The 12843-nt window shown below is 68.0% G+C and carries 12 protein-coding genes; 8 read left to right on the top strand and 4 right to left on the bottom strand.

Translation table 11 applies throughout. From position 1 onward, the window contains the following. Positions 1 to 96: 96 nt before the first annotated feature. Genes AC07Q9_RS08435 through AC07Q9_RS08425 form a run of 3 tightly spaced genes read right to left on the bottom strand, consistent with a single transcriptional unit; the run spans position 97 to position 2515 of the window. Entirely contained in the window at positions 97 to 525 is a 429-nt protein-coding gene (locus tag AC07Q9_RS08435) for a hypothetical protein (protein ID WP_495308714.1), read from the bottom strand. Continuing rightward, entirely contained in the window at positions 525 to 968 is a 444-nt protein-coding gene (locus tag AC07Q9_RS08430) for a DNA polymerase III subunit chi (RefSeq protein ID WP_095948627.1), read from the bottom strand. Before AC07Q9_RS08430 ends, AC07Q9_RS08435 begins: the two co-directional genes overlap by 1 nt. Then, positions 965 to 2515, bottom strand: coding sequence for a leucyl aminopeptidase (locus tag AC07Q9_RS08425; RefSeq protein WP_495308712.1), 1551 nt, complete (start codon positions 2513 to 2515; stop codon positions 965 to 967). Before AC07Q9_RS08425 ends, AC07Q9_RS08430 begins: the two co-directional genes overlap by 4 nt. 21 nt (positions 2516 to 2536) lie before the next feature. On the opposite strand from AC07Q9_RS08425, the gene lptF reads away from it, so the two are divergent. The 8 genes from lptF (at position 2537) to AC07Q9_RS08385 (ending at position 8499) form a co-directional block, all read left to right on the top strand. After that, on the top strand, positions 2537 to 3685 hold the full coding sequence (gene lptF / locus AC07Q9_RS08420) for an LPS export ABC transporter permease LptF (RefSeq protein WP_492676976.1): 1149 nt from the start codon (positions 2537 to 2539) through the stop codon (positions 3683 to 3685). Beyond that, a complete protein-coding gene (gene lptG, locus AC07Q9_RS08415; protein WP_492676975.1) occupies positions 3682 to 4788 on the top strand; it encodes an LPS export ABC transporter permease LptG in 1107 nt (368 codons plus the stop codon). The genes lptF and lptG overlap by 4 nt, the downstream gene beginning before the upstream one ends. Beyond that, the gene (locus AC07Q9_RS08410; protein WP_495308710.1) at positions 4785 to 5159 is read left to right on the top strand and encodes a sirohydrochlorin chelatase; all 375 of its coding nucleotides are present in this window, start codon (positions 4785 to 4787) and stop codon (positions 5157 to 5159) included. The genes lptG and AC07Q9_RS08410 overlap by 4 nt, the downstream gene beginning before the upstream one ends. 63 nt (positions 5160 to 5222) lie before the next feature. Continuing rightward, positions 5223 to 6164 (top strand): CysB family HTH-type transcriptional regulator, encoded by a 942-nt coding sequence (locus AC07Q9_RS08405; RefSeq protein WP_056580504.1) that lies wholly within the window; start codon positions 5223 to 5225, stop codon positions 6162 to 6164. A 32-nt stretch (positions 6165 to 6196) separates the two neighbouring features. Further along, entirely contained in the window at positions 6197 to 7378 is a 1182-nt protein-coding gene (locus AC07Q9_RS08400) for a pyridoxal phosphate-dependent aminotransferase (protein ID WP_369628971.1), read from the top strand. Positions 7379 to 7406: 28 nt separating this feature from the next. Then, on the top strand, positions 7407 to 7781 hold the full coding sequence (locus AC07Q9_RS08395) for a rard protein (RefSeq protein WP_495308708.1): 375 nt from the start codon (positions 7407 to 7409) through the stop codon (positions 7779 to 7781). 11 nt (positions 7782 to 7792) lie between these two features. After that, positions 7793 to 8242 (top strand): DUF3592 domain-containing protein, encoded by a 450-nt coding sequence (locus AC07Q9_RS08390; protein ID WP_307588468.1) that lies wholly within the window; start codon positions 7793 to 7795, stop codon positions 8240 to 8242. Between the two features lie 98 nt (positions 8243 to 8340). Beyond that, on the top strand, positions 8341 to 8499 hold the full coding sequence (locus tag AC07Q9_RS08385; RefSeq protein WP_093195340.1) for a DUF3309 family protein: 159 nt from the start codon (positions 8341 to 8343) through the stop codon (positions 8497 to 8499). A gap of 44 nt (positions 8500 to 8543) precedes the next feature. On the opposite strand, the gene hrpA is transcribed toward AC07Q9_RS08385, so the two are convergent. Next, positions 8544 to 12509, bottom strand: coding sequence for an ATP-dependent RNA helicase HrpA (hrpA, locus tag AC07Q9_RS08380; protein WP_495308705.1), 3966 nt, complete (start codon positions 12507 to 12509; stop codon positions 8544 to 8546). Positions 12510 to 12843: the final 334 nt, after the last annotated feature.

Genomic DNA, 12843 nt, shown 5'->3' with positions numbered 1-12843 from the left:
TCGTTCGATCCGGGCGTTCAGACCTCGCAAGTTTCGCGCCGCAGACCAGCGGCACCCTCACGCCATTCCGACCTGCGGCGCAGTTTAGCCGAGGATTTATGCGCCGGAAGTTGGCGTAGACCCTGTGTTTTCCCCTGTGTTTTCACAGAGTTCAGCGGCCATGGATTCGATGACGAGCGCGCGCAGCACGGCCTCGATTTCGCCGCGCAGACGCGGCACCATTTCGTCGAGCTGATGCTGAACGGCAGCTGACACGGCGTCGCTCAATCGCTCTTCCAGCGACAGGTCGACGCGCTGCAGCACGCGGTGCAGCAATTGCTCTTCGAGGCTGACGATTTCAGCCGGCGTGAGCGGCACCGAAGGCGGCAATGCCACGGCGCTCGCAGGGTCGGGCGGCGCAGGCTGCGACACCGATGCCCCCGTGGGTCGCACCGTCTCGGCGACCGGCACGGGCTCGGCCGGGATCTCGAGCACGGTCGTCAGCGTCGGGACGAACCGGGGCGGCGTGCGCAGCGTGCTGGCCATCAGGAAGCGCTCCTTGCGAAATCGTGCGGCTGGATCGTGTAGCCCCGGTCGGCGTAGTGGCGCCAGCGGGTGCGGCCGACCTGCCGGTCGTTGGCCTCGTCACTCACGATGTCGATCATGCGCTCGAAGCGCTCGAAGCCGGCCGGCACTTCAAGGCCGAGGTTGACCAGCATCTCGCGGTGCGGCAGCGAGGCCGCGTCCGAACCTTCGGCGCACAGGATCACGGGCGAGCGCGCGACCACATGGGCCGGCGCATCGGCGCGGCAGTGCGCGACGAAGTCGACCGGCGACAGCTGCCAGAGCGCCGCGTCGACCGTGTCGAGCGCGCGCGCATCGCCCACCACCACCACGCGCAGGCCGCGTGTGTTCACGGCCTTGCGAACCAGCCGGCAAGCGTAGGTGAGCTTATCGGGCGCGTTGTAGTGAAAGCCGATGTCGGTCACTGCGCGGACCGGGCCTTTCGGGCCGGCTTGGCCGGGGCCTTGGGCGCAGCGGCCTTCTTTGCGGGCTTGGCAGCCTTCTCGGCCTTGGGTGCGGCAGCGTTGCCGCCTGCGCGGTTCGTCAGGTACGACACCAGCAGGCCGACGGGCCGGCCGGTCGAGCCCTTGGCCGCCCCGCTCTTCCAGGCCGTGCCTGCGATGTCCAGGTGCGCCCAGGCGTAGTCGGCCGTGAAGCGCTGCAGGAACTTGGCCGCGGTGATCGCGCCGCCGGCACGCCCGGCGATGTTGGCCACGTCGGCGAAGTTGCTCTTGAGGCCTTCGGCGTAGTCGTCGTCCAGCGGCAGGCGCCAGCAGCGGTCTTGCGAAGCCTCGCCGGCCGATTCGAGCGCGGAGGCCAGCGATTCGTCGCTGGCGAACAGGCCGCTGCGCACGCCGCCCAAAGCCACCACGCAGGCGCCTGTGAGCGTCGCGATGTCGATGACGGCGGCGGGGTCGAAGCGCTTGGCGTACGTGAGCGCGTCGCACAGGATGAGACGGCCTTCGGCGTCGGTGTTCAGGATCTCGATGGTCTGCCCGCTCATGCTGGTGACCACGTCGCCGGGCTTGACGGCCTTGCCGTCGTTCATGTTCTCGCACGAGGGAATCAGGCCGACCACGTTGATCGCCGGCTGGATCGCGCCGAGCGCGCGGAAGGTGCCCAGCACGCTGGCTGCGCCGCACATGTCGAACTTCATCTCGTCCATCTCGGCCGCGGGCTTGAGCGAGACGCCGCCGGTGTCGAAGGTGATGCCCTTGCCCACGAGCACCACGGGGGCCTCGTCTTTCGCACCGCCCTGGTAGCGCAGCACGATGAAACGCAGCGGTTCGGCCGAGCCCTGGGCCACGGCGGCGAATGCGCCCATGCCGAGCTTCTCGACTTCCTTCGGGCCCAGCACTTCGCACTTGATGCGCGGCAGCTTCGCCAGCCCCTTGGCGGCGTCGGCCAGCAGCGTGGGCGTGGCGTGGTTGGCAGGACGGTTGCCCCACTCCTTGGCCAGTTCGATGCCGGCGACCGTGGCGCGGGCGTCGTCGAAAGCCTTGCTGACGGCGGGGCTGGCGGCCTCGGACACGCCCAGCGTCAGGTGGCGGATGCTGCGCGGCTCGGCCTTCGACTTGGTCGTGGTGTAGACATAGCTGGCATCGGCCGCGGCCGTGACGGCGGCGGCCGCCGCGGCGGCGTCGGCCGGCTGCGCGAAGACGATCACGACGCGCTTGGGGCCGTTGGCCTTGGCGGCGGCCACTGCCGCGCTCACGGCGCTGCGCACCGAAGCGGCCTTGCCGTCGCCGATGGCGGCCAGCAGCACGCGCGACGGCACCACGGCCTCGGGGCGGTACAGCGCGAGCAGCTTGCCGGCCTTGTCGGGCAGGTCGCCGGCCTTGCGGGCGCTGGCGGCGAGCACGGAAACGGGGTCTTTGGCGGTGGGGAGAGCGCTGCCGACGAGCACGATGAGGAGGTCGGATTTCTCGGCGGCGGCCTGGGCGACGGTGAGGGTCTTGAGTTGAAAGTCCATAATCCTTTTTTTCCTCGAACGATGTTATTCCATTCTTCCCTACGCAAGGAGCTGTCGCGCAGCTTCGGAGCGACCCTCGTCGTCCTGGTCACCATCGTGATGACCATGATGCTCATCCGTACGCTCGGGCTGGCGTCCAAGGGCAGCGTGAACCCGCAGGAGGTCTTCCTCGTGATGGCGTACACGGTGCTCGGCTACATGCCGACCATCCTGAGCCTGAGCCTGTTCATCGCCATCGTCGGCACGCTCTCGCGCATGTACCGCGACAGCGAAATGGTGATCTGGTTCTCCAGCGGGCGCGGCCTGGCCGATTTCGTCCAGCCGCTGTTCCGATTCGCCTGGCCGGTGCTGCTGCTCATCGCAGCCATGGCGCTGGTGGGCTGGCCCTGGGCCAACTCGCAAACCATCGGCATGCGCCAGCAGTACGAGCAGCGCAGCGACATCGAGCGCGTCACGCCCGGTGAGTTCCGCGAGTCCTCGGGCCGGCTGCGCGTGTTCTTCATCGACAAGGACACGCCCGACGGCGCCACTGCCACCAACGTGTTCATCTGGGCCGTCGAGCGGGGCCTGCAGATCACCACGTCGGCGCGCAGCGGCCGCATCGAGGACATCGACAACCACCGCTTCCTGCTGCTGAGCAACGGCCAGCGCCTGGAGCGCCCGCTGTTCGAAGCCACCGGCCTGAAGATCAGCGAGTTCAAGACCTACGGCACGCGCGCCGGGGGCAGCTCGAACGCCACCGACGACAGCACGCCCACGCGCGCGCGCTCCACGCTCTCGCTGCTGCGCGACCGCAGCGATGCCAGCCTGGGCGAGCTGGGCTGGCGCTTCGGCATGCTGCTGGCCGCCATCAACTTCGTGCTGCTGGCGCTGACGGTGTCCAGCGTCAACCCGCGCGTGGGACGCAGCGGCAACCTGGTGTTCGCGCTGTTCGCCTTCGTCGTCTACTACAACCTGCTGAACCTCGGCCAGAGCTGGATCAGTTCGGGCCGCTACGGCATGGGTTCGTTCATGCTCCTGCTGCACGGCGGCGTCTTCCTGTTCGCCACGGCCTGGCTCACGCTGCGCAACAACAACTGGTCGGCCCGCCGCCAGGCCCGCGCCAGCGCCGCTGCCACCGCCGGCGCCCCGCCGGCCGCACCGCCTTCCCGGATCGACCCGACCTCGTGAAAACCATCCGCCGACTGATCTATGTCGAGGCACTGAAGGCCGTGGCCTTCGTGACGCTCGGCTTCCTGAGCCTGTTCTTCTTCTTCGACTTCGTCGACGAGCTGCAGTCCGTGGGCAAACCCGAAAGCCTGGCCTACGGGCCGGTGCAGGCGCTGATCTACGTGCTGCTGCTGGTGCCCAGCCACCTGTACGAACTGCTGCCGATCACGGTGCTGATCGGCTGCATCTTCGTGATGGCGCGGCTGGCGCAAAGCTCCGAATACACCATCCTGCGCACCAGCGGCCTGGGCCCGTGGCGCGCGCTGCGCACCCTGCTGCTGCTGGGGCTGGGCTTCGTGATCCTCACCTTTGCCATCGGCGACTACATCGCGCCGCTGTCGGGACGCACCGGCCAGCTGCTCAAGTCGCGCTACCAGGGCACCTACTCGTTGGTGGGCAACACCGGCGCCTGGCTGAAGGAAAAGCGCGGCGACACGTCGTATGCGGTCAATGTGCTGTCCATCTCGCGCGACGGCTCGCTGCAGAACACCCGCATCTTCGAGTTCGACGGCAACGGCTACGTGAGCAAGCAGCTCATGGCCAAGTCCGCGCGCATCCGCGACGACAAGTGGGTGCTGTCCGAGGTCGAGCAGCAGGACTACGAAACCCGCAGCGCCGACAAGGCCCGCATCACGACCACCCAGGTCGACACGATGGACTGGCCCACCTCGCTCACTGCCGAAATGGTGTCGGTCGCGCTGCTGCGGCCCGACCGCATGAGCACCATCGACCTGTTCGACTACATCCGGCACCTGAACGCCAACGGCCAGACCGCGCAGCGCTACGAGATCGAGTTCTGGCGCAAGGTGTTCTATCCGCTGTCGTGCCTGGTGATGGTGGTGCTCGCCCTGCCCTTCGCCTACCTGCACTTCCGCCAGGCCGGCATCACGACCTACGTGTTCGGCGGCGTGATGATCGGCATCAGCTTCTTCCTGCTGAACAACGTGTTCGGCTACCTGGGCAACCTGAGCAACTGGTCGCCCTGGCTCACCGCGGCGGCGCCGGGAATGATCTATTCGGTGCTGTCGCTGACCGCCTTCAGCTGGCTGGTCCTGAGGCGATGACGACAGCGCAGGTGCCGGGCACGGTGCTGCTCGCGCACGGCTCGCGCGACGCGCGCTGGCGCGAGCCCATCGAGGCCGTCGCCGCCCGCATGCGCGAAGACGACCCCGCCGTGCGCGTGCTGTGTGCCTACATGGAACTGGCCACGCCCGACCTGCCGACCGCCGCCGCCGCGCTGATTGCCGACGGCGCCACCGCGGTGCACGTGGTGCCGCTGTTCCTGGGCATGGGCAAGCACGCCCGCGAAGACCTGCCGCTGCAGCTCGACGCCCTGCGCCAGCGCTGGCCCGCCGTGGCGTTCTCGCTGGCCCCGATCGTGGGCGAATCGCCCGAACTGGTCGCTTTGCTGGCCCGGATCGCCATCAAATCCTGAAGTCCCGGTCATTTTTATAGACTTCAAAGGCATAATGAATTCCGCAATCAGACGGAATTTGATATGAATCTGCACCAGTTCAAGTTTGTTCAGGAAGCCGTGCGGCGCAACCTGAACCTCACCGAGGCGGCCAAGGCGCTCCACACCTCGCAGCCCGGCGTCTCCAAGGCGATCATCGAACTCGAGGAAGAGCTCGGCGTCGAGATCTTCGCCCGCCACGGCAAGCGCCTGAAGCGCATCACCGAACCCGGCCAGCACGTCATTGCGAGCATCGAACTCATCATGCGCGAGGTGGGTAACCTCAAGCGCATCGGCGAACAGTTCAGCGCGCAGGACAGCGGCACCCTCTCCATCGCCACCACCCACACGCAGGCGCGCTATGTGCTGCCGGTGCCCGTGGCCAACCTGCGCGAGGCCTACCCGAAGGTCAACGTCAGCCTGCACCAGGGCTCGCCCGACCAGGTGGCGCGCATGGTGATCGACGAGATCGCCGAGATCGGCATCGCCACCGAATCGCTCGACGGCTATGCCGAGCTGGTCACGCTGCCCTGCTACGAGTGGCAGCACGTGCTGGTGCTGCCCAAGGACCATCCGCTGGCGGCCAAGGAGCGCGTGTCGCTCGAAGACCTGGCGCTCGAACCCATCATCACGTACCACCCGTCGTTCACCGGCCGCACGCGCATCGACCATGCCTTTGCGCAGAAGAAGCTCACGCCGCGCATCGCGCTCGAAGCCATCGACTCCGACGTGATCAAGACCTATGTGCGCCTGGGCCTGGGCGTGGGCATCGTGGCCGAGATGGCCGTGCGCGACGAGTCGAACGCCGACCTCGTGGTGCGCCCGATGGGCCACGTGTTCGGCCAGAACATCGCGCGCGTCGCCTTCAAGCGCAGCGCCTACCTGCGCAACTTCGTCTTCAAGTTCGCCGAGCTGCTGAGCGACCGCCTCGACCGCAACCTGATCGCGAAGGCCCTGAGCGGCCATCAACAAGACTACGAACTCTGATCCTCCAGCCTTTCTCCCCGCGACGACCGACCATGAGCACCGCCACCCCTTCGTCTTCTCCCCGCACGCCCGAGATCACCACCAAGCTGCCGGCTGTCGGCACCACCATCTTCACCGTGATGTCCACGCTCGCGGCCGAGAAGAACGCCGTGAACCTCGGCCAGGGCTTCCCCGATTTCCACTGCGATCCGAAGCTGCTCGAAGACGTGACGGCCGCCATGGCGGCCGGCCACAACCAGTACCCGCCGATGCCGGGCATCCCGTCGCTGCGCGACGCCATTGCCGCCAAGATCGAAGCGCTCTACGGCCGCAGCTACAGCGCCGCGACCGAGATCACGGTCACGGCCGGTGCCACGCAGGCCATCATCACGGCCATCCTGGCCATCGTGCGCCCCGGCGACGAAGTGATCGTGCTGGAGCCCTGCTACGACAGCTACGTGCCCAACATCGACCTGGCCGGCGGCAAGGTCGTGCGCGTGCCGCTCGTGCCCGGCACCTTCCGCCCCGACTTCGACAAGATCGCCGCCGCGCTCACGCCGAAGACGCGCGCGATCATCATCAACACGCCGCACAACCCGAGCGCCACGGTCTGGACCGAGGCCGAAATGCGCCAGCTCGAAGACCTGCTCGCGCCCACCGACGTGTTCGTGATCAGCGACGAGGTCTACGAGCACATGGTGTTCGACGACGCACGCCATGAAAGCGTGGCCCGCTTCCCCGGCCTGGCGGCGCGCAGCTTCATCGTCAGCAGCTTCGGCAAGACCTACCACGTCACCGGCTGGAAGGTCGGCTTCGTGGCCGCGCCCGCGCCGCTGATGGCCGAGTTCCGCAAGGTGCACCAGTTCAACGTGTTCACCGTGAACACGCCGATGCAGCACGCGCTCGCACAGTACATGGCGAGGCCCGAGCCCTACCTGGAGCTGCCGGCCTTCTACCAGCGCAAGCGCGACCTGTTCGCGGCCGGCCTGGCCGAGAAGACCCGCTTCAAGCTGCTGCGCAGCGAAGGCAGCTACTTCCAGTGCGTGGACATCTCGGCCGTGAGCGACCTGTCGGAGGCCGAGTTCTGCCTCTGGCTCACGCGCGAGATCGGCGTGGCGGCAATCCCGCTGTCGGCCTTCTACGGCGACGGCTTCGACCAGCGCGTGGTGCGCTTCTGCTTCGCCAAGAAGGACGAGACGCTGCTCGCCGCGCTCGACCGCCTCGCGAAGCTCTGACGCCGGCCGCCGCGATCCGGGCACCGCGATGACGATGAACCGGCCGCGCTGGATCCTGCTGGCCCTGGGCCTGTCGTTCCTCGTGGTCGGCGTGGCTGACGCCTTCGTGCCGCCGCTGCGCGGCAAGGACTACACCGCGTTCGACGTGGTGCATGTGTTCCTCATCTCGGCGCTGTGCTACACGTGGTGCCGGGCCGACGGCCTGGTGCGCGGCGTGCCGGCGCCTGGTCGCTCGGCGCTGCTCGCGGGGGTGTTTCCACTGCTGGGCATCCCGGTCTATTTCTTCCGCACGCGCCCCTGGCGACGGGCCCTGCTGGCCACGCTGGGGGCCGCGGGCTTCCTGGTATCGAGCCTGGTGCTGGCCGCCGTGGGCACCTTGTCGGTCGAGTGGATGCGCAACTGAAGGCCACCCGAATGAACCCCACCCGCCTCATCACGCGCATCTTCACGCTCGTCGGCGCGCTCATGCTCCTCGGCGGCTGGCTGCTCTACCAGAACACCACGAAATTCATCGCATCGGCCGGCAAGGCGCAGGGCGAGGTGATCGCGCTGCAGTCCGCGGGAAGTTCGAGCCGCAGCAATTCGCCGACGTGGCGCCCGCTGGTGCGCTTCACGCTGCCCTCGGGCGCGATCGTCGAGTTCTCGCCCTCGAGCAGCAGCAACCCGCCTGCGTACGACAAGGGCGAAGTCGTGGGCGTGTTCTTCAATCCCGCGAACCCGCAGGACGCCCGGCTCGACGGCTTCTTCGACCTGTGGGGCGGCGCCGCCATCGTCGGCGGGCTGGGGGCCATCTTCCTGGCGGTGGGCGTGGCCATGCACTTCCTGCTGGCAGGCGCACCGGTAAAGCGCCGACGCCCACGGTAGGACAGCCCTGACCGCGTCAGGGGCGGCTCTCCGGCGCTCGCGGCGCCCCGGGACGATGAGCATGAAAGCTCGTGACAACAACGTCCCAGGAGAAAAACATGTCTCTCTCGTTCATTCTGCTGATCGTCCTGATCCTGCTGCTGATCGGCGCGCTGCCGAGCTGGGGCTACAGCCGGGCCTGGGGCTACGGGCCCAGCGGTGGCCTCGGGCTCGTGGTGCTGATCGTGGTGATCCTCGTGCTCATGGGCCGCATATAGCGCCCAGGCCGCCATGAAAAAAGCCCGCGTCGCCGCGGGCTTTTTTACGCCTGCAGCTGCGCCCAGGCCTTGTCGAGCCGCTTCACGCTCACCGGCTGCGGCGTGCGCAGCTCCTGCGCGAAGAAGCTCACGCGCAGCTCCTCGAGCAGCCAGCGGAATTCGAGCATGCGGTCGTCCACCACGCCCTTGCGCTCGGCCACGAGGCGCCAGTAGCGCTGCTCCTGCGGCTTCAATTCGGCCAGCTTGGCCGTGTCGCGCGCGGGGTCGGCGCGCAGCTTGTCCAGGCGCAGCACGATGGCCTTGAGGTAGCGCGCGAAGTGCTGCAGCTGCGTCCACGGCGCATCGGCGATGAAGCGCTTGCCGACGAGCTTCTGCAGCTGCTGCGCCGCGTCCTGCACCGCTTCGGGCTGGATCTTCGTGTCCTTGATCTTGCGCGCCGCCGCCGCGTACTCCACGAGGATGACGCCCGCGAGTCGCGCCACCTCGTTGGCGATCAGCGTGAGCCGCCCGCGCCCTTCTTCGAGCCGCTTCTTGAAGGCGAACTCGTCGGTCGGCAGCGGCTCCTGCAGGAAGGCGCGGTCGATCGCCACGTCGATGATCTGCGTGCGCAGCTCTTCCGACGTGCCCAGCGGCATGTAGGCGACCGACATCTTCTGCAGGTCGGGGATGTTCTTCTCGAGGTACTTCAGTGCGTCCTTCAGCTGCAACGCGAACAGGCGGCGCAGGCCGGCGCGGTGCTTCGCGGCGGCCACGGCGGGCTCGTCGAACACCTCGATGGTCACGGCATCGCCTTCGTCGCGCAGCGCCGGGAAGCCGATGAGCGACTGCGAACCGCGCCGCACTTCCATCAGCTCGGGCAGTTCGCCGAAGGTCCAGCTCGTGTAGCGCTGGCCGGCGGGCAGCGTGGGTGCTGCCTTCTCGGGCGCGGCGCTCTTCGCGGGCGCCTGGCCTTCGGCGGCAGGCGCAGCCTTGGCAGCCGGCGAGGCCTTCACGTTGAGCCCCGCGAGCGCCTGGAACGCGCCCCGCGCCTGCGCACCCAGCTCGGCTTTCAGCGCGCCGAGGTTGCGGCCCATGCCCAGCTGGCGGCCGTGCTCGTCGACGATGCGCAGGTTCATGAACAGGTGCGGCGCGAGCATGTCAAGCTTGAAGTCGGCGCGCTTCACGTCGATGCTCGTGAGGTCGCGCACGCGCTTGAGCAGCACGTCGGTGAGCGAACCGGTGCCGAACAGTTCGGGCGCCGACAGCTCCTCCGCCAGCTTCGTGGCCGACTCGGGCAGCGGCACCAGCCGCGAGCGCGGGCGCTGCGGCAGGCTCTTGAGCAGCGCCTGGATCTTGTCCTTGAGCATGCCGGTCACCAGCCACTCGCAGCGCTCTTCGTTCACCTGGTTGAGCACGAACAGCGGCACGCTGACCGTGAGGCCGTCTTTCGCATCGCCCGGTTCGTGCAGGTAGCTCGCGGCGCAATCGACACCGCCCAGGCGCAGCGTGGGCGGGAACGATTGCGTCGTGATGCCGGCCGCCTGGTGGCGCATGAGCTCGTCGCGCGTCAGATACAGCAGCCGCGGCTGGTCCTTCGAGGCATGGCGGTACCAGTTCTCGAAGGTGATGCCGCTGGCCACGTCGGCCGGCAGCTGCGCGTCGTAGAAGGCGAAGATCAGTTCGTCGTCGACCAGCACGTCCTGCCGGCGCGCCTTGTGCTCCAGGCCTTCGACCTCGCGCACCAACTTGCGATTGGCCGTGAGGAACGGGAACTTGCTTTCCCATTGCCCGCCGACCAGCGCTTCGCGGATGAAGATCTCGCGCGCCGACACCGGATCGACCTTGGTGAAATCGACCCGCCGCCCGCTGTACACCACGAGGCCGTACAGCGTCGCGCGCTCCAGCGCCGAGACCTGCGCGCCCTTCTTTTCCCAGTGCGGATCGAGCAGCTGCTTCTTCAGCAGATGCTCCGCCACCTGTTCGAGCCACTGCGGCTCGATGTTGGCGATGCCGCGTCCGAACAGGCGCGTGGTCTCGACCAGTTCGGCCGCGACGATCCAGCGCCCGGGCTTCTTCTTCAGGTGCGCGCCGGGGTGCTTGTAGAACTTGATGCCGCGCGCGCCGAGGTAGGCCTCGTCGTCCTCGAGCTTCCAGCCCACGTTGCCGAGCAGGCCCGCGAGCATCGACAGGTGCAGCGGCTCGTAGCCGGCCGGCGTGGCGTTGATGCGCCACTTGTGCTCGGTGACCACCGTGAGCAGCTGCGAATGGATGTCACGCCATTCGCGCACGCGGCGGATGTTGATGAAGTTCTGGCGCAGCAACTGCTCGTACTGGCGGTTGCTGAGCTTGTGCGTGTCACCGTGGCCGCCGCGCGCGTCGGCAATCCATTTCCACAGGCGCAGGTAGCCGCTGAATTCGCTCTTTTCGTCGTCGAACTTCGAGTGCGCCTGGTCGGCCTGCTGTTGGGCTTCCATCGGTCGGTCGCGCACGTCCTGCACGCTGAGCGCCGAGGCGATGACGAGCACTTCTTCGAGCGCGCCGCGTGTGCGGGCTTCCAGAATCATGCGGCCCACGCGCGGATCGAGCGGCAGCTTCGCCAGCTCGGCACCGGTGGCCGTGAGCTCGTTGGCGTCGTCGACCGCACCCAGCTCGTTGAGCAGCTGGTAGCCGTCGGCAATGGCGCGCGGCGACGGCGCTTCGAGGAACGGGAAGCGCGCCACGTCGCCCAGCCGCAGCGACTTCATGCGCAGGATCACGCCCGCGAGCGACGAGCGCAGGATTTCCGGGTCGGTGAAGCGCGGGCGGCCCGCAAAGTCCTTCTCGTCGTACAGGCGGATGCAGATGCCGTTCGCCACGCGCCCGCATCGGCCCGCGCGCTGGTTGGCCGCGGCCTGGCTGATCGGCTCGACCAGCAGCTGCTCGACCTTGCTGCGGAAGCTGTAGCGCTTGACGCGCGCCGTGCCGGTGTCGATCACGTAGCGAATGCCCGGCACGGTGAGCGAAGTCTCGGCCACGTTGGTGGCCAGCACGATGCGACGGCCGTGGTGGCTTTCGAAGATGCGGTCCTGCTCGGGGCCCGAGAGGCGCGCGAACAGCGGCAGCACCTCGGCGTTGCGGAACAACGGCTGGTGGCTGACGTGGCGGCGCAGGTGGTCGGCCGCCTCGCGGATTTCGCGTTCGCCGGGCAGGAAGATCAGGATGTCGCCGGCGTTGTGCGGGTCGCGCCAGAGCTCGTCGACCGCGTCCGCGATGGCGTCGTTCAGGTCGTGCTCGCGCGACTCCTCGAACGGGCGGTAGCGCTGCTCGACCGGGAAGGTGCGCCCCGACACCATGATCGTCGGCGCGGGGCCCTTGGCCGAAGCGAAGTGCTGCGCGAAGCGGTCGGCATCGATGGTGGCCGAGGTGACGATGATCTTCAGGTCGGGCCGGCGCGGAAGAATCTCGCGCAGGTAGCCCAGCAGGAAGTCGATGTTCAGCGAGCGCTCGTGGGCCTCGTCGATGATGAGCGTGTCGTAGGCCTTGAGCAGCGGATCGGTCTGCGTCTCGGCCAGCAGGATGCCGTCGGTCATCAGCTTCACCGAGGCGTCGCGGCTCAGGCGGTCCTGAAAGCGCACCTTGAAGCCGACTACGTCGCCCAGCGGCGTCTTCAGCTCTTCGGCGATGCGCTTGGCGACCGAACTCGCGGCAATGCGGCGCGGCTGCGTGTGGCCGATCAGGCGGCCCTTGCCGGGTTCGGCGTTGAGCTTGCCGCGCCCGAGCGCCAGCGCGATCTTCGGCAGCTGCGTGGTCTTGCCCGAGCCCGTTTCGCCGCAGACGATCACGACCTGGTGCGCCGCAATGGCGGCCATGATCTCCTCGCGCCGGCCGGAGACCGGGAGCGATTCGGGGAACTCGATGCGCAGGGGGGCGGGAGGTGTGAGGGTCGTCAAGGCAAGGCAGTCGTCGGTCGTTGCGCGCGGCGGCAGGCGGGCAAACCGCCAATTATCGCGGGGCCCCGGCGCTGTTGCATGGCATCCACAGCGAGGCCGCATGCAGCAGGTGGCGCAGAAAATTTCGTAAAGACTCTTTACTCTACCGCATGCCGCCGCTACGATCGCGGCCATGACCTCCTTCCTTGCCCCCCTTTCGATGCGCATCCGCTGCGCAAGCCGCGTCCTTGCACGCGGCGGGGTCAAGGCGACCCGCCCGGCCTGACGAAGCCCGCGCACCGGCTTCAGCTTCCTTCGCGGAACTGAACGCCCACCGCTCGCGCTTCACTTCGGTCGAAGCGCGCCAGCCTGACCCGCACAGCGCCTGCACCACCGCCCTCCCCGCATCTCGCGTGGAGCAGCGGCTGCATTCCTGTTTCCGTGTCCCGAATCATTC

Source organism: Variovorax sp. GW821-FHT09A10, assembly GCF_059418385.1.
This window is presented reverse-complemented; position numbering and strand designations above follow the sequence as displayed.